Annotated in this window: 19 protein-coding genes and 1 rRNA gene; 7 read left to right on the forward strand and 13 right to left on the reverse strand. The window is 60.6% G+C overall.

The features are described from left to right. The first annotated feature begins 55 nt into the window (after nt 1-55). Nucleotides 56-394 (forward strand): tryptophan synthase subunit beta, encoded by a 339-nt coding sequence (locus tag B3397_RS02405; RefSeq protein ID WP_296246917.1) that lies wholly within the window; start codon nt 56-58, stop codon nt 392-394. Nucleotides 395-435: 41 nt separating this feature from the next. Here the strand turns inward: B3397_RS02405 and B3397_RS02410 are convergent, their stop codons facing one another. Together B3397_RS02410 and B3397_RS02415 are read right to left on the reverse strand one after the other, a co-directional pair. Continuing rightward, entirely contained in the window at nt 436-1,545 is a 1,110-nt protein-coding gene (locus tag B3397_RS02410; protein ID WP_296246919.1) for a hypothetical protein, read from the reverse strand. Between the two features lie 64 nt (nt 1,546-1,609). Next, nucleotides 1,610-2,350: a WecB/TagA/CpsF family glycosyltransferase gene (locus tag B3397_RS02415; RefSeq protein ID WP_296246921.1), complete on the reverse strand. Its 741-nt coding sequence runs from the start codon at nt 2,348-2,350 to the stop codon at nt 1,610-1,612. A gap of 57 nt (nt 2,351-2,407) precedes the next feature. Between B3397_RS02415 and B3397_RS02420 the strand changes: the two genes are divergently transcribed. Then, nucleotides 2,408-3,442, forward strand: a complete 1,035-nt coding sequence (locus tag B3397_RS02420) for a glycoside hydrolase family 5 protein (protein ID WP_296246923.1) — start codon at nt 2,408-2,410, stop codon at nt 3,440-3,442. Nucleotides 3,443-3,459: 17 nt separating this feature from the next. Here B3397_RS02420 and B3397_RS02425 read toward each other — a convergent pair whose 3' ends face one another. The 8 genes from B3397_RS02425 to B3397_RS02460 all read right to left on the reverse strand — a co-directional run bounded on the left by B3397_RS02425 (nt 3,460) and on the right by B3397_RS02460 (nt 13,727). Next, a complete protein-coding gene (locus B3397_RS02425) occupies nt 3,460-4,848 on the reverse strand; it encodes an undecaprenyl-phosphate glucose phosphotransferase (RefSeq protein ID WP_296246925.1) in 1,389 nt (462 codons plus the stop codon). A gap of 178 nt (nt 4,849-5,026) precedes the next feature. After that, nucleotides 5,027-5,554, reverse strand: a complete 528-nt coding sequence (locus B3397_RS02430) for a polysaccharide biosynthesis/export family protein (protein ID WP_296246927.1) — start codon at nt 5,552-5,554, stop codon at nt 5,027-5,029. Nucleotides 5,555-5,576: 22 nt separating this feature from the next. Then, entirely contained in the window at nt 5,577-6,731 is a 1,155-nt protein-coding gene (locus B3397_RS02435; protein WP_296246930.1) for an outer membrane beta-barrel protein, read from the reverse strand. Beyond that, nucleotides 6,728-7,960, reverse strand: a complete 1,233-nt coding sequence (locus tag B3397_RS02440) for a lipopolysaccharide biosynthesis protein (RefSeq protein ID WP_296246932.1) — start codon at nt 7,958-7,960, stop codon at nt 6,728-6,730. The genes B3397_RS02435 and B3397_RS02440 overlap by 4 nt, the downstream gene beginning before the upstream one ends. Further along, a complete protein-coding gene (locus B3397_RS02445; protein ID WP_296246962.1) occupies nt 7,957-9,042 on the reverse strand; it encodes an acyltransferase family protein in 1,086 nt (361 codons plus the stop codon). The genes B3397_RS02440 and B3397_RS02445 overlap by 4 nt, the downstream gene beginning before the upstream one ends. Before the next feature lie 5 nt (nt 9,043-9,047). Next, nucleotides 9,048-10,175, reverse strand: a complete 1,128-nt coding sequence (locus B3397_RS02450; RefSeq protein ID WP_296246934.1) for a glycosyltransferase family 4 protein — start codon at nt 10,173-10,175, stop codon at nt 9,048-9,050. Then, entirely contained in the window at nt 10,172-11,458 is a 1,287-nt protein-coding gene (locus B3397_RS02455) for a hypothetical protein (RefSeq protein WP_296246936.1), read from the reverse strand. Before B3397_RS02455 ends, B3397_RS02450 begins: the two co-directional genes overlap by 4 nt. Nucleotides 11,459-11,489: 31 nt before the next feature. Continuing rightward, nucleotides 11,490-13,727 carry a GumC family protein gene (locus B3397_RS02460; RefSeq protein ID WP_296246938.1) on the reverse strand — a complete coding sequence of 746 codons (2,238 nt, stop codon included), beginning with the start codon at nt 13,725-13,727 and terminating at the stop codon, nt 11,490-11,492. Nucleotides 13,728-14,582: 855 nt separating this feature from the next. Here B3397_RS02460 and B3397_RS02465 point away from each other — a divergent pair. Then, nucleotides 14,583-16,025: a mannose-1-phosphate guanylyltransferase/mannose-6-phosphate isomerase gene (locus B3397_RS02465; RefSeq protein ID WP_296246940.1), complete on the forward strand. Its 1,443-nt coding sequence runs from the start codon at nt 14,583-14,585 to the stop codon at nt 16,023-16,025. 39 nt (nt 16,026-16,064) lie between these two features. Here B3397_RS02465 and lapD read toward each other — a convergent pair whose 3' ends face one another. Together lapD and lapG are read right to left on the reverse strand one after the other, a co-directional pair. Next, nucleotides 16,065-18,032, reverse strand: a complete 1,968-nt coding sequence (gene lapD / locus B3397_RS02470) for a cyclic di-GMP receptor LapD (RefSeq protein ID WP_296246942.1) — start codon at nt 18,030-18,032, stop codon at nt 16,065-16,067. 11 nt (nt 18,033-18,043) lie between these two features. Next, complete coding sequence (gene lapG, locus B3397_RS02475) at nt 18,044-18,736, reverse strand: cysteine protease LapG (protein ID WP_414704335.1); 693 nt, start codon at nt 18,734-18,736, stop codon at nt 18,044-18,046. Nucleotides 18,737-18,965: 229 nt separating this feature from the next. Here lapG and B3397_RS02480 point away from each other — a divergent pair, with 229 nt between their 5' ends. From B3397_RS02480 to B3397_RS02495, 4 genes are all read left to right on the forward strand, one after another. Continuing rightward, the gene (locus B3397_RS02480; protein WP_296246967.1) at nt 18,966-19,658 is read left to right on the forward strand and encodes a GntR family transcriptional regulator; all 693 of its coding nucleotides are present in this window, start codon (nt 18,966-18,968) and stop codon (nt 19,656-19,658) included. Nucleotides 19,659-19,735: 77 nt separating this feature from the next. Further along, nucleotides 19,736-20,233, forward strand: coding sequence for a sigma-70 family RNA polymerase sigma factor (locus B3397_RS02485; protein WP_296246944.1), 498 nt, complete (start codon nt 19,736-19,738; stop codon nt 20,231-20,233). Next, nucleotides 20,226-21,182, forward strand: coding sequence for a FecR family protein (locus B3397_RS02490; protein ID WP_296246946.1), 957 nt, complete (start codon nt 20,226-20,228; stop codon nt 21,180-21,182). Before B3397_RS02485 ends, B3397_RS02490 begins: the two co-directional genes overlap by 8 nt. Before the next feature lie 77 nt (nt 21,183-21,259). Then, nucleotides 21,260-23,734: a TonB-dependent siderophore receptor gene (locus tag B3397_RS02495; protein ID WP_296246948.1), complete on the forward strand. Its 2,475-nt coding sequence runs from the start codon at nt 21,260-21,262 to the stop codon at nt 23,732-23,734. A 62-nt stretch (nt 23,735-23,796) separates the two neighbouring features. On the opposite strand, the gene rrf is transcribed toward B3397_RS02495, so the two are convergent. Further along, nucleotides 23,797-23,912, reverse strand: a 5S ribosomal RNA gene (gene rrf / locus B3397_RS02500). Nucleotides 23,913-24,000: the final 88 nt, after the last annotated feature.

A 24,000-nucleotide genomic window follows, 5' to 3' on the forward strand; every position in this document is an offset into this window, starting at 1 on the left:
CCAGAGCCGTGATAAATGGCCCTCGCAGAGATTTTTCGTATCAGGGAGAGCATTCATGTTTTACGTGCAACGCGACGAACACGGCGACCTGGTTCGCGTGGAAGGGGCGCCCTACGCCGAAGCCACCGAAACCCTCCCGGCCGACCACCACGAGATTCAGGCCTGGTATGCCCACGATGTGGTCGAGACCAGTCTCAAGCAGCTCAAGCAGAGCGACCTGGACATGATTCGGGTTCTGGACGACTTGATTCAGGTGCTGACCAGCAAAGGCGTGATACGCGTCACCGATCTACCGCCTGCGGCGCAGGCCAAATTGAAGGACCGATCCAGCGCGCGGGTGGCACTGGGCGGTTTGAACCAGTTGATCAACGACGACGAAACCGGATTGATCTAGGCAGGGGCCGAGGACCGATCACGGTCCACGGCCATCGGCGCTCAGGCTGCGTGGGCGGGTTTGCCCTGCTCGAACATCAGCTCGGTCACCGCATCCCAGTTCATGACTTGCGTACGGTCGATCTGCGAGCGGTCGTAGGCGATGGCGGCATTGAATGCAGCGATCACTGAGGCGGCATCCGCCGTGGCGGCGAACGGCAGCACATGGCTACGCCCAGGTGCAGCGAATGCCGGCGCAACGATCGGCAACTGGCAGTACGTGTACTGCACCATCTTCAAGCTCGATTGACTGATGTATCCAACATTCGGCGCGTCGTGATAGGGCGCGATACCGATGTCCGCATGTTTGAGATAGCCGATCAGCTCATCGAACGGCTTTTCGCCATGCTCGATGACATTGGCCAACGGTTCAGCCAAGCGCGCTTTCTTGCCGAACAGGTGAAAGGTCCAGTCCGGAAAGTTACGCGCCAAGGTTTCCAGCACGCGAGCATTGAACAGCATGTCGCCAATGCTGATGGCGTTGTTACCCGAGGTGTAGGGATTGGGCAGCGTTCGATCGAATGTACCGGTGTCCAGACCAGGCGGAATGTAGGACACCGGCGCCGACGCTGGAAACGACTCTTTCATGACCGCTGCAGGCACGCGTATCAGGTCGAAATGCGCAATGGCGTCGCGTTCGGCCTCCAATATCAGCGGGTGAAACGTCAGTGTCTCGATACGATCGCTGACCGTATAAATCAGCTTGGCATGGGGCGCCAATGCCGCAATCGAGCGAACCAGCATCAGGCCTACACCACTTTCGATCACAATCACCTGGGCACGGGCGATACGCGCTTTCACCGAACGGGGGAGCAGCGTCGGGTACAACTTGAACAGGGGCCGAGTCAGACGATCGAGTTTGGGGTTGTTGAGGCTGAACGGGTGAAACAACGGCTTCCAGACGAATTTGGTGCGCAACCTGCTCAACGACACCCAGGTATTGAAGGGCTTGGAGAAACGCCGTGCGTTGCGCTTGAATCCGGTGGCGTTGCTCAGGCCAACGGTCATGAAATCGACTGCGATCCCGGCCTTCTCCAGGCTTTGCGCCCAGAAATGAAAGTCCACCTTGCGAGGCGCAGTTGCATCGTGCCCCGTCACAAAAAACACACTCATACCGTCGACTCCAATGTCGGCGTGAAAGGCGCCCGAGCGGGGGCGCCAGTACTGCGTAGAGGCCTCACTTGCGGTTGCGCAAAACGTACATCAGGAACACGGGAATGCCGATGATATAGCGGCGGAACAAGCGACGAGGTTCCTTGCACAGACGGTACAGCCATTCCATGCCAGTCTTGCGCATCCACAACGGAGCACGGTCAACGCGTTGCGCGGCGAAGTCGATGATCGCCCCACCACAGACAATGACCGCAGCCGAGCTCAGACGTTCTTTGAGCATTTGCGCCACGTGCTCCTGCTTGGGCATTCCCATCGCCAGCACCACCACTGCCAGGCGGCCCGGAGTGTGATGGCTACTGAAGAAATCGACATAGGCCTTGTCGTCCTGAAAGCCATCGATGGTGTGCACATTCGGCGAGTCGAACAGCGCCGTGGCACCTTTGCTCAACCAGGGCTCCTGGGTACCCATGGCGAAGTATTCCAGCGGCTGCGACGAGCTGGAACGCAGCCGCGCGAGCAACTTGGGAATGAAGTCGGTGCCGTTTAGATTCAGCCCCGGATCGATACCGTTGATCTTGCACGCCAGCTTGATACCGATGCCGTCGCGCAGCAGGTAATCCATGTTCAGGAACGACGCCTGCAAGTGCGGATGCCGCTCGATCAGGTTGTATCCGTGCTGGTTCAAAAAACCCACCACAACGCCATCATCCGTCTGGCTTAACCGATGCAACATGTGTTCATATCCATCGGTGTCCAGCAGGGTTAGCTGGTTCAGTATTGCGTCACTACTCATCTGTTCAGTCATGGTCGGTTCCAATCAACAAAGCGAGCCTATGAAGGGCTACATCCGGGGGGAACATCCGTGAAGAAACGCTGGAGTGCGTTAGTCCTGGCAACAGGTTTATTGGGTGCCGCAACAGTGTTCGCCGCCAAGGCGGAGTGCGCTGCGCTGCCGTTGATACAAATGAACATTGCCGGTGCTGCTTTTGGACCCGAGGTGCTTCCCGGGCAGCTTTACTGGAACTACTTCTTCCCCAGCGTGGCGGAGCTCGAGCAATGGCGGGTTCGCCATATCAAGGTGATCCGCTTTCCGGTGCTGTGGGAACGCCTGCAACCCAAGCTCAATGGCGCCTTCGATCCCACCTACGCCACGCTCATCGACACCCTGCTCAAACAGGCGGCGACCAAGGGCATGACGGTCATCCTGGACGTGCACAACTACGGCCTGTACCGGGGCCAGGTGCTGGGCTCCGCGCAAGTGCCACTGACCGCCTACCAGGACCTGTTCAGCCGCATTGCCGGACGCTGGAACACCAGCAAGGGCCTGCACGGCTACGACCTGATGAACGAACCCCATGACGCGGCCGACGCTGGCTGGGCCAAGGCCGCACAGGCCGGCATCAACGGTGTGCGCAGCATGGACAAGCGTCGGCCGATCTACATAGAAGGACGCGGCTGGTCCAGCGCCATGGTCTGGCCCGAGCTCAACGACGACCTGGCCCGGCTCAAGGATCCGGCCAACAACCTGATCTACTCCGCGCATCTGTATCTGGATGCCAATACCAGCGGTACCTACCAGAGCGGCCCGGGCGCCAATTTCGATACCAAGGTGGGCGTCAACCGCGCCAAGCCCTTCGTCGAATGGCTCAAGCGTCACGGCAAACAAGGCCACATCGGCGAGTTTGGCTTTCCCGGCAACGATCCTCGCTGGGATACCGCGGCCACGGCACTGTTCAAGTACCTGAAGGCCAACTGCATACCGCTGGCGTACTGGGCGGCGGGTTCGGTGTGGGGCGACTATCCGCTGTCGGTCGAGCCGAGCAACGGCGTCGACAAGCCGCAATGGAAAACCATTGCGCCTTTCGTCAACTCCGGTGGCTGCAAGCTCACCTACTGACAGCCGCGCCCCGTTCATCAATAGATGTCGCGCGAGAACAAGGTGAACGGGGTCTTGATCAGGATCTTCAGATCGAGCCACAACGACCAGTGGTTGATGTAGTCCAGGTCTTTGGCGACCCGAAGCTGCATTTTCTCGATGGTCTCGGTCTCTCCACGCAAGCCACTGATCTGCGCCAGGCCGGTAATGCCCGGCTTGATGCGGTGGCGGGCCATGTAGGCAAGAATCTTGTCGCTGTAATACTGATTGTGCGACACCGCGTGGGGACGCGGCCCTACCAGCGCCATCTCCCCCAGCAGCACGTTGATCAACTGCGGGATCTCGTCGATCGAGGTCTTGCGGATGAACGCCCCTACGCGGGTGACACGTGAATCGCTGCGCGTTGCCTGCTGGGCCACTTCGCCCTCGGCGTGAACCCGCATGGAGCGAAATTTCCAGACCTTGATGATGTCACCGTTCCAGCCATGACGAGGCTGGCGGAAGAACACCGGGCCAGGCGAAGACATTTTCACTGCCACCGCGACCACCGCGAACAACGGACTCAGCGCCAACAGCCCGAGGAACGCCAGCGAACGGTCGGCCAGCTCCTTGCTGAACACGGCGGCGGGATGCGAGCTGCGGGTGGTTTCATTGAGGTAGATGGCAGGCATCTGCTCGATCTGCGAGATCGATTGGTTGAGCAGGGTCATGCTGCTCAAGTCCGGCACCCACACCACGTCGACACTCAGGTCGAGCATGTCGATGTACAGGCTTTCGATCAGGGTGAAGTGCTCGAGTGACAGCGCAATGTACACCCGACGCACATTCTCGCGGGTCACCAGGTCACGCAACTGCGCCAGGTGGCCAATCACTTCGCAGCCACCGGCTGCGCCAGCAGTGTCGTCGGGCTGTAGCGTCACCAGCCCCAGCAACGGCACACGGTGGCGCAGACGTTCGGCCAGCGTCTGGGCAATCGGGCCGTTGCCGATGATTACCGAGGTACGGTTCTCACGCAGCTGTCTGGCGTGGCGTGTCGCCAGAAAACGCAGCGGGATGAAGGTGGCGGCCTGCACCACGAAACCGTAGAACGCCCAGTCGCGCATGACGCCAGTGTCGACCGCGGCGTAGCCGCTCAGCACGCTGAACGCCAGCACGCCGGCGAGCAGCACCACCCAGCCGGCCAGTATCCGCAGCAAGCCCGACACATAGCCGAAGCGCTTGTGATACACCCGCAGCGCGCTGTAGACCGGTACCGATCCCAGCAGTGTGATCAGTGCCAACGCACGATACTCGGGCGCGAAGAAGCCCAGATGACTGACCACGATATAGTAAAGGAGCAGGCATACGGCGCTGATGGCAGCGGCCCAATGCGCCCAGAAGGTCAGGCCCCGTCGGTTGACGGCCGGGTTGGTACGTTGAGCAATCATTGCAAGTCCTCATGTTGAGCGCCAGCTACTGATAAACAGTGACTACCGAGCACCGTTCATGGCGCCTATGTCGACGTAGTGAGCAAATGGGAGAATCGTTTAATCGGTAAATCGTTCGGCGACTGATCCCGCCGCCTTCCGGCATCGGCCTGGAACGGCCGATGCCGGGCAACAGGCTCTAGAAGAAACCCTGATCTACAGTGATTGCGTCGCCCGGCTTGATCGGCGTGCCCAGGGTGGCTTTCTCGATGGCCCGCTGGTCGTCGCCGCCCCGAATGATGCTGATCCGGTTCTTCGAACCGCGCTCCGTCAAGCCGCCGGCCAGGGCAATGGCACGGTCCAGTGTCAGGCCCGGCTCGAAGGGATAGCCGCCGGGGCTTTTGACTTCACCGCTGATGAAAAAGGAGCGGTAGGTCACCACACTCACCGACACTTTCGGCGACACCAGGTAGCCCTGGCTCAAACCGTCCGCCAACAGGCGCTCGACCTGCCCTGGTGTCTTGCCACGCGCGTTCACTTCGCCGATGAAGGGGTAAGAAAACGTACTCGAATCGTTCAGCCGCACTTCATCGAAGCTGAGCTCGGGCTCACCGAACACACTGATCTTCAGTACGTCGCCCGAACCCAGGCTGTAAGGTTGTTCGGCTGCCCAGCCGAGGCCCGGAAGGCAGAGCATCAGGATCGTGAATAATGTGCGAGCGTTCATGGCAAGTGTTCCTGTACGACGGTCAGAGGCTGAATTCAAAACTCAACAGGTAAAGATTACGGGTGTAGGTTTCGCTACTGAGGCTGGAATCGTTTTGGGTATGGGCGTAGCTGGCAGTGATGTCGAGCCAGCGGCGCATGGCATAGGTGGTGCCCACGCCGTAGATGTTGCGACGGTCTTCGCGATCGATGCCCTGATAGTCACGGTCGGCATGGGTGGCATTGAGGTCGGTGGTGATGCGCGGGGTCCACTCATGCTTCCAGCCCAGGCGGGTACGCTGCTGGTGGATCGCGATCGCGTCGTCATCGCCTTCGTCATAGGCCTTGCGGGTGCTCAGCGAGACGGTGGAATAGCTCAGCGGCTTCCAATCGATGCCGACTTCCCAGGTGGGACTGCTGTCATCGCGGTCGTTGTCATCGTAGTTCTTGCGCTCCTGGCCCAGGCGCACCGTACCGGTGGTGAGGGCGGTCGCTTCCCACGCCAAGCCCACCAACGCCGCGGTGCCGACGCTGTTACGCGGGTTGCCGCTCTGCAGGTAGTCGAAATCGGTGTAGCGCAGTTCCGCCAACGCACGGGTCTTGCCGGTCAGGCGGTGATACCAGGTCGAGGTCAGCGCCGTGGTGTTGCGCTCCATGTCATCGTTGATGCCATCGGCGTTGAGGTAGCGCCGCTCCTCGTACTTGAGGTCCGCATCGATCTGGTTACGCGCCTGGAAGCTGCCGAAGGTGTAGCCGATACCGGCATTCTTCACCGTCAGCTTGTCGTTTTCGCTGCGATCGGTGGTGTCGGTGGTCTGCTCCAGACGCTGGTAGCCCAGGTCGTAGTGCAGGCGGTTGCGCGAGTCGAATTCCAGCACGCTGCGAAAGGCCAGAGCGTGGTCGGTATGGTTGGCCGCCGAAGCCTCGTGGTACGTCTGGTTGTCGAAGGAATACTCCAGCTGATAGCCACTCTTGCGGGTATCGGCCTCGAGCAGGAATTTGGGCTTGATGGAGGTAATCCACGACGACTGCTTCTCGCTGTTTTCCAGGGCGCGGAAGTTGTCGTCGTACATTTCGGTCATTTTCAGCGTCGGGGTGAAATTGAACCCAGCCAGGTCAATGTCCACCGGTTCCAGTGCGTATCCGTTCATCGACGCCGAGCCGAGCAAAGCGGCTGCCAGCGAATTCCGATAGTTCATGCCAACAGCCCCTTGGTAATACGTTGACGCCACAGGTAGACGAAACCTGCAGCCAGCAGCATGGCCAGCGCCACACCATTGAGTTCGAAGAATGGCGCCAGCGCCAGTATGGAAACAGCCGAGAGCACCATCGCCGCGAGCGAGATCAGCGCAATCTTGCGGTCCTGATGGTGCGCATAAATGATGTTCCCCGTGCCCTCGGACACGGTCCGCAACAGCGTCGCCAGCAGCATGATGATGAACACACCCTTGTGCTGGTCGAACTTGTCGTTACCCAAGGCCTCGAGCAGCCAGGGCATGACGACGATCAAGGCCACCGACAGACCCAGACACCACAGCCAGATCTCCTTGAGCATGGCCTTGCAAGCCCGCAGGATCGCGCCCTTGTCGCCCAGATTGACCGCGGCAATGATCGAAGGCGCCTTGGGACTGGTGACGCCGAACAGAATCACGTTGTTGACGGCATTGGTCAGCGCCCAGAAGAACGTATAGACGCCGGTGGCTTCCAGGCCAAGGAAGGTCGTCACCAGGAAACGATCCAGGTAGAGCGCGCCGTTGTTGCCGATATCGGCGACGTAGAAGTGCCGACTGCTCTTGATCAGCTCGCGCACCTGGCTGAAGTCCGGACGCAAGCTTGGCCCGTAGCGCTTGAACAGCACCATGAGCATGACCAACGCGCCGATCAGCAGCAGACTGGCCAGCCAGAAACCCATGAGCACCGGGATACTGCGCAGCGACGGAACGAACCAGGCGGCAGCGATGAACACCAGCGGCCAGGCGCCCGAACGGATGAACAGGAAGATCGCTGCGGTATTGGCCTTGAAGCGTGACAGCAGGATGGCGTTGAGGTCCGAGGCGATATGCTCGAGGAACAGCGTCACCGCGACCAGCAACAGCAAGGGCAGCTGCCCGGCCGGCAACCAGAACGCCAACAGCAGCACCAGCAACGGTGTGATCAGCAGGTGCAACAACACCGTCACGCTGCTACGGGTTGCCGCCAGACGCAGCGCATCGTCGCGCGGCAGGTCCACCAGCTTGCGCCCGACCGGCCCATTGAGGCCCAGGCCGAACAGTGCCGGCACCAGGGTGGCGCCAACGGCGATCAAACCGTACAGGCCCAGTTCCGAAAGGGTCATCTCTCGTGCGATGAACAGCGTCAGCAGAAATTTGGACAGCAACCCGCCCGCCCGCAGTCCCAGCAGGAACAGAGTGCCGATCAGGCGTTTCACTTGAAGCGCTCCAGCAGGTGCATGGCCGGCTTTTCATACAATCGGTACGTCAGCACACCGACGATGGACGACGCCGCCAGGGCCACGGCCACGAACAGCAGTTCATTTGGCGCGCCACCCGGGAATAGCCGCATGAACACCACGCGGCAGGCGGCCAAGGTAAAGATATGCGTCAGGTAAATACTGTAGGACGCATCACCCAGTAATTTCAGCAGCGGCAACTCACGAAACCGCGAGCCGATCTCGGCGCAGCACAGTGCGTACACCACCACCGCCGCCGGCACGCCGAAGGTAAGCGCACGCATCGAAGCATGGTTGAGGTCGGCCATCAGCAGCAACCCTGCTGCGATCAGACCAGCCAGCCACGCCAGCTTGGCGCCGATGACGTTGCCGCGCTGCATCAGCACGGCAACGCCCATACCGAACACGAATTCCAGGATGATCGAGTTACCGTAGAAGCTGATCGGGCCGCTGCCCAACTGCCCGGTCGCCCCAGCCAGCGCCAGCAAGGCAAACGCTATGGGTACCAGCAGCAGGCGAATCGCCGGGCGCGCGAGCAGGCACAGGGCGAACACCAGATAGAAAAACATTTCGTAGTTCAGCGTCCACCCCGGAACCAGAACCGGGCTGTAGCGCATGCCCTCGACCACGCCCGGGGCGATGCCCGGATTCAAATGCGGGACAAAGAGCATCGATGCGATGAAGTGCGAACCCTCGAACTTGGTGCTCTTGAGCAACTGAGGCGCCAGCAATGCCACGGCGGTTGCGGCCAGGGTCAGGGTCCAGTACAGCGGCAGAATGCGGATCAGGCGCTTGCGCAGGAAGGACCACGGCGTTGTGGCGGATCGGGAGGTGGTCATCCACATCAGGAATCCGCTCAGCACGAAGAACAAGTCCACCCCGGATTCACCGAACAGCGGCAGCGTGTCGGCATAACCAAAGTTACGCAGTTGCAGCACGCTGTGAAAGTAGACCACCAGCAAGGCCGCAACCCCACGCAGGTACTGCAGCGACGTCAGCGACAGGCGTGCCGAGGTTGCAGCAGCAGCAGCGGTATGGGCGCCGTTGGCCAAGGTATTCACAGTGCTCAAAGCGTGGCTCCCTCACGGGCCTCGGCACGGACACCGAGCACGCTCTCGTACACCGCCGATATTTCTCGCGCCACGGCCACCCAGGAAAACTGCTCGGCGTAGTCCAGCACGCGTTGGGCAGCTTGCGGCGACCAGCCGGTGACCAGGCTGTCGTAGGCACGGTTGAACGAGGCAAAGCTGTACTCGAACAGCTCGCCGCTCTGGGAATCCTTGACGAAATCATGGAACGAGGCCGGCTCGCTCGAAAGCATGGGGGTCAGGCCATAGGACATCAGCTCGACAACCCCCAGACCGAAGCCTTCGTAGTCCGAGGCGCTGACATTGAAGCGCGCGGCCGACAGTTGACGCACGATCTCGGTGTCATCGATATCGATCAGCAGCTGCACGCGGTCGGCACAGCCGAGCTTTTCCACCAGGGCACGCATCTGTGCCACATCACCGGTCTTACTGCGGCCGATGATCTTCAACTGGCCAATGGGTGATGGCAGTTGTGCGTACGCCTCGATCAGCCAGGTCATGCGTTTGTTGGAACTGAAGCGACCCAGATACACCATGTCGCCAGCCTGCTCGGCGGTCACTCGCGGGCCGAACTTGCGCAGCCGGATGCCGTTGTTGATGAGCCGCGCCTTGGAACTGATGGTGCTGAACAAGGCCTGGTCGTTCGACGAGCAGCTCAGTACGGCATCGGCCTTGGCCAGTGTCATGCGGGTCACGGTGCGGAAGAACAGTTGCTTGAGCTTCTGGTTCTTCGCGGTATGGAAGAAGCCGCCGTGGGTGGACACCACCAGCTTGCTTTTCAGCATGCCCAGACGCTTGAGCCCGGAGAGGTAGTCGACGAAGAAATCGATGGCATGCACATGAACGATGTCGGCCGCGTTGAGCGCTGCAACATCCAACTGGCACACCGAGTAGCGCTGCGACAGCTTCCAAGGCACCCGGGTCACGGCAATGCCCCGTACCTGCGCGTGCTCGGGCAGTATTTCTCCGGTCTGAAAATCGCTGTTGAGGGTCAGGACACTGGCCTGGTGACCGGCCGCCAACTGCTCCAGGGCAAGGTTCTCTACATAGTCTTCCAGGCCGCCAACGCTGGGGTGAAACTGGCGTACAACATGGATGATCTTCATTGAGGGGCCGTCGTGCGCTGGAGGGTGGGTCGAAATGCGGGCGCTGCATTGCGTTGCACGCTGGACATGAAGCCCACGAGCAGCCACAGCAAGGCAGCCACCTTGATGGAGAAGATCGCGGTGCCGCCGATCAACAGGTTGGTAAAGGTGTAGACCGCCAGGCCGTAGGCACACCGCTGCTGCTCCGGGCTGCGCTGAGGGACGATGAAGGTCACGAACAACCAGTGCAGCAACAGCCCCAGCACCGTGCTCGAATAGATGATGTACGGGTAGCCGCTGTCCATCAGCAGGCCCAGTTGATCGATGGCCAGTCCGGAATACTCGGCGATCCCCATCTTGGCGATAATTTCCCCGGTATGGGCGACGCGACCCACGAAATCGTCACCCGCAGCATGCGGATTGAGCTGGTAGATGATCACTGCAGTGACCACCACCACGGGCGCCATGAGGAGATTGAGGTACTTGGGCAGACGCGGGTAAAGGTAATAACCGATCAAGGACAGCAGAAACAGAATGGACGTGGTACGGGTGTTGTTGGACAGGATGATCAACACCGCCGTGGCGGCGTGCAACAGCCTCGCGTACCGGCTGAGGTACGGCCACAGCGCCAGCAGGAATACACACAGCACCCCGGCGTAGTTGGCTGCCGACACTTGCTCCAGAAACAGCGAGGAGGTCCGCGCGCCAGAAAAGATACCGAAGGAAAAACGTCCCTCGAAGCCCAGTGCGTTGCGGAACAGGCCACTGTCGTCAAGCTCGAACTCGGCCGTGCCACGGGTACTGGCAAAGTACTGAGCCGGTTTGAAGATCGCCGCATAGGTGGGCAGCGACAGCATTTCGAGCACCAGGAACAGCAACACCAGTGCACTGCAGACCATGAAGGTGCGGTTCAGCGTCTTGAAGCTGACCTGGCGACCCAGGCAGGCAAAGATGGTGATGATCAGGGCGTTGCGAAACGCGTCGACGAAGACCTTCTGGTTCAGCAAGCTGACGATGATCGCCAGACCCAGGGAGGCGCAGCAGAACCACAACAGGTTGGCGTTCTCGGCCTTGATGCCCTGGCTCACCAGCAGCAACAGGCAACCGCCCAGGATCAGGATCTCGGTCGCCGCCACCAGACTGAACCCAACCGGTGCGACGTGTGCATTGAACACCGCCAGCAAGGCGTTGTAGGTCACTGCCAGCAACGTCAGCAGGACCACTCGGTTGTCCACCGGCTCACGCTGCACACCAAAGGCAGGCAACGAGCCGGGCGTTGGTAAAGTCTGTGTCGACCGATACATGGCGGCGATGCTCAACTCAGGACCCGAGGGTTCAGTGATTCGCCACCTGAGGGCGACTGTAGTTGTAGTAGTCGTAGAAGCCATCGAAACGGAAGCCGTTGCGCGAGGCTTTCTTGATGTCTACCTGACTGAGCACCACCGCACATGCCGGCGCCTGACCCTGCTGCAGCAACCGAGCGACGCCCAGTTGCACCTGCTTGCGTGGGGTCTTGCCCGCCTCGACGACGTACAGCACCAGGCCGGCGTAGCTGGCCAGGACCCGCGTATCGCTGGCGGCCAGGGTAGGCGGTGAGTCGATGACGATTCGGTCATAGCGACTTTTGAGCAGTTCGAGAGTCTGCGCCATATCGCGCGAAGACAGGACTTCCAGCGGGCTGGCCAAACTGCTGCCGTTGCCGAGCACGTCGATGCCGTCGACTTTATGCAGGCAATCGTCGAGCGCGGCACGCCCCATGATCACATCGCTGAGGCCCGCCGAACCGGCGCTGAGGCCCAGTTGGCTGGCCAACGTGGAGCGACGCAGGTCAGCGTCGATCAACAGGACGCGCTCGAGCTGCCCCAGCGCCACGGCAAGGTTGGCGGCCAGCGAGGACTTGCCTTCGCCTGGGGCGGCCGACGTGACCAGGACCACCTTGCCTTTGTCTGCCGGTGCACCCAGCAGAACGCCCGTGCGCAGCGTGCGGACGGCCTCGTTGAACGACCATGAGCTGTCCTTGCCGTACAGCCGCGCCAGGGTCTTGCTTTCAGCCGACGTCACCTTCGGAATGATGCCTGCCACGGGCAGACCCAGATGAGCCTGCACTTGCTCGACGCTTCGGAAGGTCAGGTTCAGGGCTTCGCGAATCAGCGCCAGAACGCAACCCAGCATCAGCCCCAGCACGATACCCAGGCAGACGATGATCACTTTGCGTGGTTTCACCGGGGCGCTTGGCGCCACCGCGGGATCGACCACACGGATGTCCGCTGTATTGAGGTCGGAGGTGGCGCCGGTTTCACGCAGGCGGGTCATGAAGGTGTCATACAGCGCCCGGTTGCCATCGACTTCGCGTTGCAATTCGCGCAGTTGGAACTCTTTGCGCGAGATGTCCTGAATCTGGGATTTGTTGGCATTGAACGATGCCTGCAACGAATTTTCGTTGGCGGCGGCCAACTGGTAGGCACGCTCGATACCGGCGGCTACCTGCTCCACCTGGGAGCGCAGGCTGGTGGAAGCGGCGGTCAGGTCGGAACGCGCGGCTTCCATCGCCGGGTGGCGAGGACCGTAGCGCCCTGCCAGCTCGTCGACCTTGGCCTGGGCCTTGGCTTGCTGGGCCTTGAAATCCTGGACGACCGGGTCAGCCAGCACAGCAGGAATACTGGCGAGCTTCTGCCAGCCACCGGCCGCCATCTTCTGAACCTGGCGATACTGGCTTTCGGCTTCGGCGCGCAAACGGCGGGCATCGATCATGCGCTCACCGGTGAGGTTCAGTTCGCTGGCGCTGATGGTGCTGACACCTTGTACGTCGACCAGATGCTCAGCCTCTTTATAGGCCTGCAAGCGATCTTCCGATTCCTTCAGGGTACGCCCCAGCTCGCCCAGGCGACCATTGATCCACGCAGTGGCCGTGTTGGACTGGCCCACCGTATTCTGGATCTGGCTCTGCAGGTAGGCATCGGCTACAGCGTTGGCCGCCAGCGCAGCCATGCCGGCGTCAGCCATTTCCACCTGGATCTTCACCAGTTGGGTCTTGCCCAATTGCTCGACACTGAGAAGATTGAGGAAGCGCGCCGACACCTGGTCCAGCACCTGCTCAGCGGTCAGCGGACCCTGGATGCGACCCGCGTTGATCTTGCCGATACCCCATTGCGCCAGCTTGTTGCGCACCTGAGCCAGGATGCCATGCTGCACACGCGGATCGAACTCGGGATGCTCGGCCAGCTTCAGGTCCTGAACGACCTTGCTGACGATGGCGTGGGAACGCAACAGTTCGGTCTGGGTGTCCAGATACTGGTTGGCGGCGGCGCTGTCGGTGGCGGTTGCGGTTTTGTCGAAGGACACCACCTTGGCCGTCTTGTCGTTGATCTGCAACGTCGAGGTAGCGCGATAGATCGGCGTCAGGCTGACGGCAAAAAACACCGCGACCGCGGCGACCAGTGCGGTCAGGGCGAGGATGCTGTACTTGCTCCGCCACAGTGTGCGGCCCAAGCCAAGAAGATCGAGCGTGCCGTCGGATGTGTCGCCTGGAAGCGAGCCTGGCACGGGTCGCAGCACAAAAGCATTCGTTGTCATATACCGGTATCTCTTTTAAAGAGGACTTCTACTTTCACGCTGCTGCACCCCGACAGTGCAAACAAGCGACCGCTGCTTTACTACGTTCCCTCATCCTCGATCGTCACTACACCGTAGTAAACAGTCGCTCTTGCAAGAGTACACAGGCTGAAAAGAATACCATGGACGACGAAGCGCCACCCCTGACGACACCGACGAAAGATCGCCACTAACAGCCTTATCGGCGCAATGTTGGCGATCTTGAAAAATAGTTGTTATCGGTGTCTAGTTTCGAAAACCGTAATCTTCGAGATAGGTAGCGGCGACTATAAGGGCTCTGATGGCGAATTGCTAGGGGCCTGGAAAAAAAATAAAGCAAAGCGCCATATTCCAACCTGCTGGCCAAATTAATGACGTCAATTTGGATTTTTTTGCGCGCTACTTCGCGCCGGCCTGCATTATCGCCTCTGCTAAGCCCTTGCTGTTAAAGCATAAATTGCAGCTACAACAAAAGTTATAAAAAGTTCAATCTTTACGCCGTTAAAATCCATGTCGCCAAACCGCCCTGAACGCCGGCCTGCCGCGCGCCGCCGGTCGGAGTGCCAGCGTCGGCGTTTAGGCTGCCTCGCGGCCATCGTGGTCAAGAACAAGGCTTGGAACAGCGACAACCATGGCCACTTTCAATCAACTCGCGCGAAACCAAATTATTGCCATAATGTCCGAGCGATATTATATTGCCATGCAACTATGAGTTTTATATAACCGACGCCTCATACACGGCCGTTCGGGCGTTGTAATGACGCCGTGACGTGCTGTTGCACAGCGTCGCGCCTCAATAATCGCTTTGCCCACAGGGCAATGAAAGGTGAATGGAAGATGGACGTTATTCCGGTAATTTTGTCAGGAGGCGTGGGCAGTCGGCTGTGGCCAGTATCCAGGGAAGCGCATCCCAAGCCCTTCATGAAGCTGCCGGACGGCCAGAGCCTCCTTCAGAAAACCTTTGCCCGTGCCGCCGGCCTGAGCGGTGTCTCGCAGGTACTGACGGTGACCAACCGGGACCTGCTGTTCAAGACCGAGGATGACTACCGGTCGGTGAACGCAGCGCGCCATGCCCAGAGCTACATCCTCGAACCCTTCGGTCGCAACACGGCCGCCGCCGTCGCCCTGGCCGCGCTTCAGCTGCGCGACAGCCACGGTGGCTCGGCGCACATGCTGGTGCTCTCGGCCGATCATCTGATTCAAGACCAGGGCGCCTTTTCGGCAGCGGTAGAAAAAGCCCTGGCACTCTCCCAGCAGGGCTGGCTGGTGACCTTCGGGATCAAGCCGCAGTACGCAGAAACCGGCTACGGCTATATCCAAGCCGGTGATCAGACCTCGGTGGAAGGCGGCCAGAAAGTCGCGCGGTTTGTCGAGAAACCCGATCTGGAGACCGCTCAGGGCTACGTAGCCGCCGGCAACTACTACTGGAACTCAGGCATGTTCTGCTTCCAGATCGACACGGTGCTGCAACAGCTGGAACTGCATGCCCCGGACGTCCTGGCCGCCGTCACGACGGCACTGCAGAGCTCCCGGCTGGCCACGGCGCCTGCCTACAGCTGCCTCACCGTCGATCCTGATGCCTTCGCCCGAGTACCGGATATTTCCCTGGACTACGCCTTGATGGAGCGCTCGGATCACGTCGCCACTGTGCCTTGCGACGTTGGCTGGAGCGACATCGGCTCCTGGACGGCCGTGAGCGAACTGACCCCGATCGATGACTGCGGCAACCGCTTCGACGGCGAGGTGATGGCCCATGCGTCGCGGAACAACTTCGTTCGCAGCGAAGACCGGCTGACCGCCCTGGTAGGTGTGCAGGACCTGCTGGTGATCGACACGCCAGACGCCTTGCTGATCGGCCACAAGGATCACGCTCAGGACGTCAAACACATTGTCGGCCAGCTGAAAAAGCAAGGGCATACCCTGCACCAGCTGCATCGCACTGTCAGCCGGCCATGGGGGACGTACACGACCCTGGAAGAAGGTGATCGCTTCAAGATCAAGCGCATCGTGGTCAAGCCAGGCGCATCACTGTCTTTGCAGATGCACCATCACCGCAGCGAACACTGGATCGTCGTGAGTGGCATGGCTGTGGTGGTCAACGATGAGCAGACGATCATGCTGGCGACCAACGAGTCGACGTTCATTCGCGCCGGCCATAAACACCGGCTGCAGAACCCTGGAGTCATCGATCTGGTGCTCATCGAAGTGCAAAGCGGTGATTACCTGGGCGAAGACGACATCGTGCGCTTTGAAGACATCTATGGCCGCGCCCCGGCCTGAGGCGCGCCAAGCCTTCGGCGCTGCCTGACCAACAGTGGCTCAACCCTGACCGGGTGAGCCTTGTTGCCAAGGCTTGGGCTCTCCCACCCATTGCCCCTGTACGCCGGCAATCCCCATCTCGCGGATCACCCGCAGCTCCCCTTCCGTTTCCACCCGTTCGGCAATCAAGGGCAGGTCGATGCTGTGCGCTGCGCGCTGGATCGCCTCGATGAACAAACGCTTGTGGCTCTCCTGGTCGATGGCGCGGATGTAGCTGCCATCAATCTTCAGATAACCCAGCCCCAGGTGTGCCAGGTTGCCGATCATGCTGAAACGGCCCCCGAAGCGCTGCAGGCTCAAGCTGTAGCCCAGGCTGCGCAGGCGTCGGGTGAGCTGCTCCAGTACGCTCTGCTCGGGCAACTGCTCTTCGCCGATCTCCAGCGTCAGGCGTGGGCCGTGATTGGGGTACTGGGCCAGCAGCTCGAAGATCCGCTCCAGCGCCTGAGCATCATTGAGGGTCGCAGCCGACAGGTTCAGCGCCACGGGTGCGTCGTATTCCTGCAGATGCCTGAGCACCAATTCGAGCATCAATCGGTCAAGCCGTGCCGACCAGCCGAACCGCTCCAACCAGGGCAGGAAGCGCCCTGCCGCGACGGTTTGCCCTTGTCCATCGATCAACCGCGAAAGCACCTTGTGATGCAGTACGCGAGCGGTATCGACACTGCTGACCACCGGCTGGAAGAACAGCTGGAAACGACCGCTGTTCAGGGCTTCATCCAGCAGCGTGTGCCAGGCGTGGTGATCGTTTTCCACGGTGGCAAGGGCGCTGTGCTCCAGGCACACCCAGCTCTCTTCCCCCGCGCCTTCGGCTTGCGCCAACGCCTCATCGGCCAACTTCAACAGCGCCTGCGGTGCATCACCCGGGCTGTAGGGGGCAAGGCCCACGTGGGCCACGGGCGACAGGTCGCTCGCACCGGTGTCGGCCAGGCTCTGCAACGTCACTTCCAACTCCTGAGCCAAGGCCAGGGCTTCCTCGCGGACCATCCCTGGCGCCAGTACGGCGAACTCGCCACCCCGGCTACGGGTTATCAGATTCTGGGTCTCCGGGTAGCGGGCACAGGTGCGCACCAGCTGCTGACCAATCGCCTGCAGCAACCGGTCCGTCGGCTGGCCACCCAGGCGCTGGTTCAGACCCGCCAGGTCATTGACCCGCAGCAGCAACAAGTAGCCGGCACTGGCCTCCTCCAGATTACTCACCCGCGCATGCAGCTGCATTTCGAAGTAGCGGCGGTTGGCCAGGCCCGTGAGGCTGTCCTGGTAGGATTCGATGCGCAATTTCTCACTGCGCTCGGCCTGCTCGTGGAACAACGCCTTGAGCTTTTCGACCATCTGGTTCATGGCCTGCACCACACGGCGCAGCTCAGGCGTGCGCGGCAGATCGGGAAGACTCAGAAACTCGCGGCGGGCAATGGCGTGGGACTGTTCGACCATGTAGTCCAATGGCTTGAGCTGGCGGCGTAACAGCAGTGCGCCGAGCGCCGCACTGACGACACCACACAACAGCAGCCAGCCGAGGCTGCCCAGGGCGCTCTGCCAAAGCTTGGCCACAGCGAACATCGGGTGACTGACCACCTCGACCCGTGCCGCCTGTTCCCAGCCTCGGCTGACGATGGCGTCGCCACCGGCCGGAGCCAGGCCGATCAGTTTCACGAACCAGGCCGGTACACCACTGCCATCAGGCTGCGCGGCGCGTTCCACCATGACGCTGTTGTCGGCCAGGTTGATGACGCGGATGCTCGCATAGTAGCCGCTGTCGAAAATCGAGCTGACCATCAATTCGACCATGGCCGGATCGTCGATATTGGGCGTCAGGGACAGCGCCAGCGCGGTGGCCGCATCCTGAGCATGGGAGCGCAACTGGTTGACGTACTGAGTGCGCGAGCTTTCCAGGCTGACCATGAAGCTGCCACTGAAGGCCACTACCAGAAACAGACATATAGCGAGCAGCAACTGCTTGAACAGAGACATCGGTGCTCCTGTTAATTATCCGGGCCAGCCGGAAAGCCTTCGGCATTCATTTTCTTCAGCACATCCTGCCAACGGGACAGCCGCTTGGTATCACCGACCTTCTTGTTGCCGCCAGCGCCGGTGAGCCAAAGCCCTTCGCCGTTGAAGGCATAGACGGGCAACAGGTCCTGACGCTGGTTGGCAGGCAGGATAGGGTCCATCAAGCTGTCGAGCACCAGCGGCATGGCCGTGGGCGTCGCGTAATAGGTCAATACCATGTGCGCACGGTTCTGGCGCAATGCCTTGACGTAAGTGATGCGCAGCTTCTGCGCCGGCACGCCAAGGTGACGCAGGCTGAAATACTTGGCGATGGCGTAATCCTCACAATCCCCCGCCCCCTTGAACAACGCCTCGATGGGCGTGGCCCAGTAATCCACCTCATGCCACAGGTCCACATCTTCCATGTACCGCAGTTGGTGATTGAAGAACTGATTGACCACCCGCAGTTGCTCGGCTTCGTCCAACGGTTTCTGTGTAGCCAGCAAACGCTGCCAGGCATCGATGCGCTGGCGGCCCTCGCCCAGAGGCCCATACAGCGCCTTGGCGCGCCGGCTGATCTGGGCGAAGTCCCAGTCGGCATGCAGGCTGCCCAGCCCCAGGCTGAGCAACACCAGCACCGCTGCGGCACAGCGTCTTGTCAGTAGCAACTTCAACCGGTTAGGCAATGCGATGTGTCCGTGACAAGCGTGCGCGGCCTCGCGAAGGTGCGGGCATGCTGCTGAAAAAACAATGGCAGGATGAAATCACTTTTTCGCCTGCCAGGGGAGCTTTTTATCGATGGAGTGCGTGCGCTTCGTCGACTGCCTCACGAACGCACTAACCCTCCATTTGGCGGTCTTTCATTGTGCAGAAAGTTGCGTCAGGATATTTCCAACAATAACAGGGGCAGTTGTAGTGGCCGATAAGTCGCGTGTCCTCGCCAGTATTCTTGGCAGTGAGCCGGTTCCTTCCCATCTGGCTCGAGCCGTCATAGAAGAAAAATTGCGCGCGGCAATATTCGATGGCCGCCTGCCCTGCGGCACGGCGGTGCGCCAGCAGGAGCTCGCCACCCTCTTCGGGGTCAGCCGCATGCCGGTGCGCGAGGCATTGCGGCAACTGGAAGCGCAGGGACTGCTCGAAGTCATCCAGCATAAGGGCGCAGTGGTGGCGCCGCTGGTCACCCATGACTCCAGTGAAACCTACGCGCTGCGTATCCTGTTGGAATCCGAAGCCTTGCGCCTGTCGGTACCGCGGTTGCAATCAGAGGACTTCGAGCAGGCCCGGCGCTGCATCGATGCACTTGAGCAAGAAACGGACTACACGGAAATCAGCCGCCTCAACCGACTTTTTCATCTGGCACTCTATGCCAAAGCCGGAAACAAGCGGCTACTGCGGTTGGTCGACGAAGGCCTGCGCGAAGAAGAACGGTTTCTGCGTTTCAACCTGCAATTCATGGGCCTGGGGAAACTGGCTCAGGATGATCACCGCGAGTTGCTGCAAGCGACCATCGATGCAAACGTGGAATTGGCGGTCACCCTGCTGCATCAGCATCTGCAGCGTGGGCTGGACGCCATAAGCCGCTACCTGGCGAGGCGCGGCGGGAAGTAACCAGCTGTTGCAAAAATCCAGAGGCATGATGACAATGCGACTAATTATCATTAATGCATTCGGTTGCGCACCCGCTCATGCCTACTCGCCACCTTGCCGTTGCAGCGCTCTACAGCTCCCATCATGGTTGGCTCAGCTCGTGGCTACGCAGCCGCCTGGGCAATGCTTCAGATGCGGCGGACCTGGCACAGGACACCTTCATACGGCTACTGCAACGTACCGACCGGCTGGAGCTCAAGGCGCCCAGAGCCTTCCTGCGCACTGTCGCTGGCGCACTGGTGATCGATCTCTGGCGCCGCGAGGAACTGCACCGTGCGTATCTGGAAACAATCGCCCACCTTGCCCCTGAATGCGCACCGTGTCCGCAAACTCGACAATTGGTGATGGATCTGCTCGAGCAGATCGCGCGGATGCTTGAAAGCCTGCGCCCCAAGGTGCGTGAAGCGTTCCTGCTGGCTCAATGTGATGGGCTCAGCCACAAGGAAATCTCGGCGCGCATGGGCATATCCCTGCGCTCAGTCGAACGGCATGTGGCGGATGCGCTGTTTCGTTGCTACCAACTGCGCTATGAGTGAGCCATTGCGGCTGGAACAGCACATCGTCAAGCAGGCCATCGACTGGACGCTGCGGCTGCAGAACAACACCGGCAACCGCGGTCTGCTGCAGCAGTGCGAACACTGGCGGGCCGCCCACGGCGATCATGAACTGGCGTGGCAGCGTGTGCAGACGCTCAACGCCGAGCTTTCCGCCAACCTGAGCGCCCAGCCCGGCACCCGCTATACCCTGGAGACCAGTGCACAACGGCTGGGTAGGCGAAAGGCCCTGAAACTGCTCAGCGGCATGCTGGTACTCGGCTCGGCCACCTGGCTGGGGAGCGAAGCGAACCCGTTGCTCGACTGGACGTCCGACTACGCCACGGCGGTGGGCGAACACAAGCGCTGGACGCTGGCCGATGGCTCGCGCCTGGACCTCAACACCCATAGCGCCGTGGACCTTGCTGTCGGGCCGCAGGTTCGCCAACTGCACCTCAAGCGTGGCGAACTCATGCTCCACTGCGCCAACGCAGACATACCGTGGCAAGTGCGTTCATTGGATACCGTTCTCCAAGCCAACGACGCGCAACTGACCGTGCGCCGCGATGACCACTGCACTCGCCTGGGCGTCATCACCGGGCGCGTGGCCATCCATGTGCCCGGCCGCACGGTGCAATGGGCCGAGCCTGGTCAGCACTATCGCGTGGACCGGTCTGGGGCGGTGTTGGCACAGCCGCCCGACATGGACATGCAAGCGTGGGCAGAGGGCCTGATCGTGACCCGTGGTATGCGCCTGGACGCCTTTCTGGGAGAGGTGAGCCGCTACCGGCCAGGGCACCTCGGCTACGACGCCGACGTGGCCGATATGCGTCTGTCTGGTGTGTTCCGGCTCGCCGACACCGATGCACTTCTGCAGGTGTTGACCCAGACGCTGCCGCTCACTGTTCGCTATCGCACGCGCTGGTGGGCATCCGTGCAGCGGCGGGTGTGAAGATTTTTTGGCGGGTTCCGCACGCACGTTCGGCTAGGACAGTAAGCCACTCATCACGTCCAGATCGGAACCTCGTCATGCCTACAGCGTTACCTACCCCTCCTTCCCCCCTCAGTCGCGCAGTGCGCGTCGCGCTGCTCTCGGCCACCTTGGGTGCCTGTGCCCTCCCCGTTCTCGCCTTTGGCCAGCCGGACACAGGGACGGCCATGGCCACCTACGACATCGCCCCAGGCCAACTCAGCGAGACCCTGAACACGTTTGCCCGGCAGGCCGGTATTACCTTGTCCAGCACGCCGGCTCAAACCCAGGGCTTGCGATCCTCCGGCGTGCAGGGTAACTACAACGTCGAACAGGCGCTGGTACGTCTTCTGTCCGGCACAGGCCTCAAGGCCGTTGACCAGGGGAATGGCGGATACACGCTGACGGTATCGGCGCCCACTTCCCTGGACCTGCCCACTACAGATATCCGCGGCTTCGCGCTGGGTAATGCTCTGGGCAGCACCGACGGGTACAGTGCCACTCATAGCCAGGTCGCCACCAAGACCAGTACCGCGTTGCTCGAAACCTCTCAATCGGTGTCCGTGGTCACTCGCCAGCAAATGGACGACCAGGGCGCACAAACCGTGTCGCAGACCATGCGCTATACGCCTGGGGTACTCACCAATCCCTATGGCGCCACCCACCGCTATGACTACGTGGCCATGCGTGGCTTCAATGACGGGTCCGTGGATAACATCTATCTGGATGGCCTGAAGTCCATGGGTGACAGCGGCACCTACAGCACCATGCAGGTGGACCCCTATTTTCTGGAACGCGTCGACATCCTCAAGGGGCCGTCATCGGTGCTGTACGGCCGCAGCTCTCCCGGCGGCCTGGTCGCCCTGACCAGCAAGAAGCCCTTGTTTGAGCCTTATCACCAGGTTCAGGCCAGCGTGGGGACCCAAGGTCAGCGAGGCGCCGGCTTCGACTTCAGCGGGCCATTGGATAACGACAAACGCATCGCCTACCGACTGACCGGTCTTGCGGACCAGTCCGACACCCAATTCGATCATAACGAGGAAAAGCGTTACGCCTTGGCACCTACCCTGAGCATCGACTTCAACGAAGACACTTCGCTGACGTTACAGGCCTACCTGCAACACGACCCAGAGGGTGGATACCACGCAGGAATGCCCGCGGACGGCGCGCTGCATCAGCGCAACGGACAACGCATCTCCGACCACTTCTTCGAAGGCGAGCCCGGCGTCGATCAATACAAGCGCAACCAGCAATCCTTCGGCTATCAGTTCGAGCACCGCTTCAACGATGTACTGACTGCGCGGCAAAACTTCCGGTACCTGGACTCCAAGGTTACCCTGGACCAGGTCTATGCCTATGGCTGGACCAGCGCCGACAGCAACGCGCTCAATCGGTATTATTCGGGCGGCGACGAGCGCTTGCATGCCTTCATCGTCGACAACATGCTGCAGGCTGAATTCTTCACCGGCAGCGCCAAGCACACGTTGCTAACAGGTGCGGACTATCAACGACGCAAGACCGTAGTGGATTGGGCCAGTGGTGCGCTGTCGCCGATCGACGCATTCAACCCCGTGTATGGCAACTCGGCAATCAGCGAGTACCCGCTGACGAGCTACCTGAGACGGTTGCAGCAGACCGGCGTTTACATGCAGGACCTGGTGGAGCTTGATCAGTGGAGATTCTCCCTGGGTGTGCGTCAGGACTGGGTCAAGACGTCCGATGAAAACCGCCTGGCTGAAGCTGGCCGCCCGGTTGGTACCAGGATCAGCGACGACCGCTCCAAACTCACGGGTCGTGCAGGGATCCTGTATCTGTTCGAAAATGGCCTGGCACCCTATCTGAGCTATTCAGAGTCCTTCAACCCGAACTCTTACTCGGACGAAGCCGGTAACCCCTTGGCTCCCACTGACGGCAAGCAGTGGGAAGCGGGCATCAAATACCAGCCGCCTGGGACCGATGCGCTCTATACCGCCTCGGTCTTCCGAATCGACCAAGAGAACCTGGCGACCAAGCTGCCGCAGGAAAACTATTACAGGGCCGTGGGCGCGGTGCGATCACAGGGCATCGAACTCGAGGCTCATTTCCAACTGACCGATAACCTCAAGCTACTGGGCAGCTACACCTTTACCGACATCGAGTATTCGAAGTCGATGATCAGCACGCTGAGCACCGCTGACAATGTGATCGAGAACAAAGGCAACTCTCCCACTCAAGCGCCCAAGCAAATGGCTTCGGTGTGGGCCGATTACAGGTTTGCGGCAGGCCCGCTGGATGGGCTGCGCCTGGGTGGCGGTGTGAGATATGTAGGCCATAGCTGGGCAGACGCCGAAAACACGATGAAGGTGCCTGCCTATACGCTGCTGGACGCGTCGGTAGGCTACGACCTGGGCAAGCTAGGCCTCAAGGGGGTTGATGTGCGTGTGAATGCGAACAACCTGACCAATGAGAGCTACATCGCCACCTGTGCCAGCCTCAACTTCTGCTACATGGGTGAAGAGCGCAATGTCAGCGCGACGGTCAGCTATACGTTCTGACTACTGCTCGCCAGAAAGCAAAAACCCCTGTCTGCGTCAGCAGACAGGGGTTTTTTATTCAATCTTGACGATGACCTACTCTCACATGGGGAAGCCCCACACTACCATCGGCGATGCATCGTTTCACTGCTGAGTTCGGGATGGGATCAGGTGGTTCCAACGCTCTATGGTCGTCAAGAAATCCGATGTGCCGGGTCGTGGATGTCACGATCAACCAGCGAATTCTTGATGCTTCTACTTAATAGACAAAACCCCCACCTGCTTTC

The sequence above is a fragment of the Pseudomonas sp. UBA4194 genome (assembly GCF_002379585.1).
Classification (GTDB): Bacteria; Pseudomonadota; Gammaproteobacteria; order Pseudomonadales; family Pseudomonadaceae; genus Aquipseudomonas.

Bases quoted from the DNA above. Each gene is read 5' to 3' on its own strand.
- B3397_RS02460 (WP_296246938.1), bottom strand. From the start codon at position 13,727: ATGACAACGAATGCTTTTGTGCTGCGACCCGTGCCAGGCTCGCTTCCA.
- lapD (WP_296246942.1), bottom strand. From the start codon at position 18,032: ATGTCTCTGTTCAAGCAGTTGCTGCTCGCTATATGTCTGTTTCTGGTA.
- B3397_RS02430 (WP_296246927.1), bottom strand. From the start codon at position 5,554: ATGAACGCTCGCACATTATTCACGATCCTGATGCTCTGCCTTCCGGGC.
- B3397_RS02415 (WP_296246921.1), bottom strand. From the start codon at position 2,350: ATGACTGAACAGATGAGTAGTGACGCAATACTGAACCAGCTAACCCTG.
- B3397_RS02410 (WP_296246919.1), bottom strand. From the start codon at position 1,545: ATGAGTGTGTTTTTTGTGACGGGGCACGATGCAACTGCGCCTCGCAAG.
- B3397_RS02425 (WP_296246925.1), bottom strand. From the start codon at position 4,848: ATGATTGCTCAACGTACCAACCCGGCCGTCAACCGACGGGGCCTGACC.
- B3397_RS02455 (WP_296246936.1), bottom strand. From the start codon at position 11,458: ATGTATCGGTCGACACAGACTTTACCAACGCCCGGCTCGTTGCCTGCC.
- B3397_RS02465 (WP_296246940.1), top strand. From the start codon at position 14,583: ATGGACGTTATTCCGGTAATTTTGTCAGGAGGCGTGGGCAGTCGGCTG.
- B3397_RS02435 (WP_296246930.1), bottom strand. From the start codon at position 6,731: ATGAACTATCGGAATTCGCTGGCAGCCGCTTTGCTCGGCTCGGCGTCG.
- B3397_RS02490 (WP_296246946.1), top strand. From the start codon at position 20,226: ATGAGTGAGCCATTGCGGCTGGAACAGCACATCGTCAAGCAGGCCATC.
- B3397_RS02495 (WP_296246948.1), top strand. From the start codon at position 21,260: ATGCCTACAGCGTTACCTACCCCTCCTTCCCCCCTCAGTCGCGCAGTG.
- B3397_RS02450 (WP_296246934.1), bottom strand. From the start codon at position 10,175: ATGAAGATCATCCATGTTGTACGCCAGTTTCACCCCAGCGTTGGCGGC.
- B3397_RS02485 (WP_296246944.1), top strand. From the start codon at position 19,736: ATGCCTACTCGCCACCTTGCCGTTGCAGCGCTCTACAGCTCCCATCAT.
- B3397_RS02405 (WP_296246917.1), top strand. From the start codon at position 56: ATGTTTTACGTGCAACGCGACGAACACGGCGACCTGGTTCGCGTGGAA.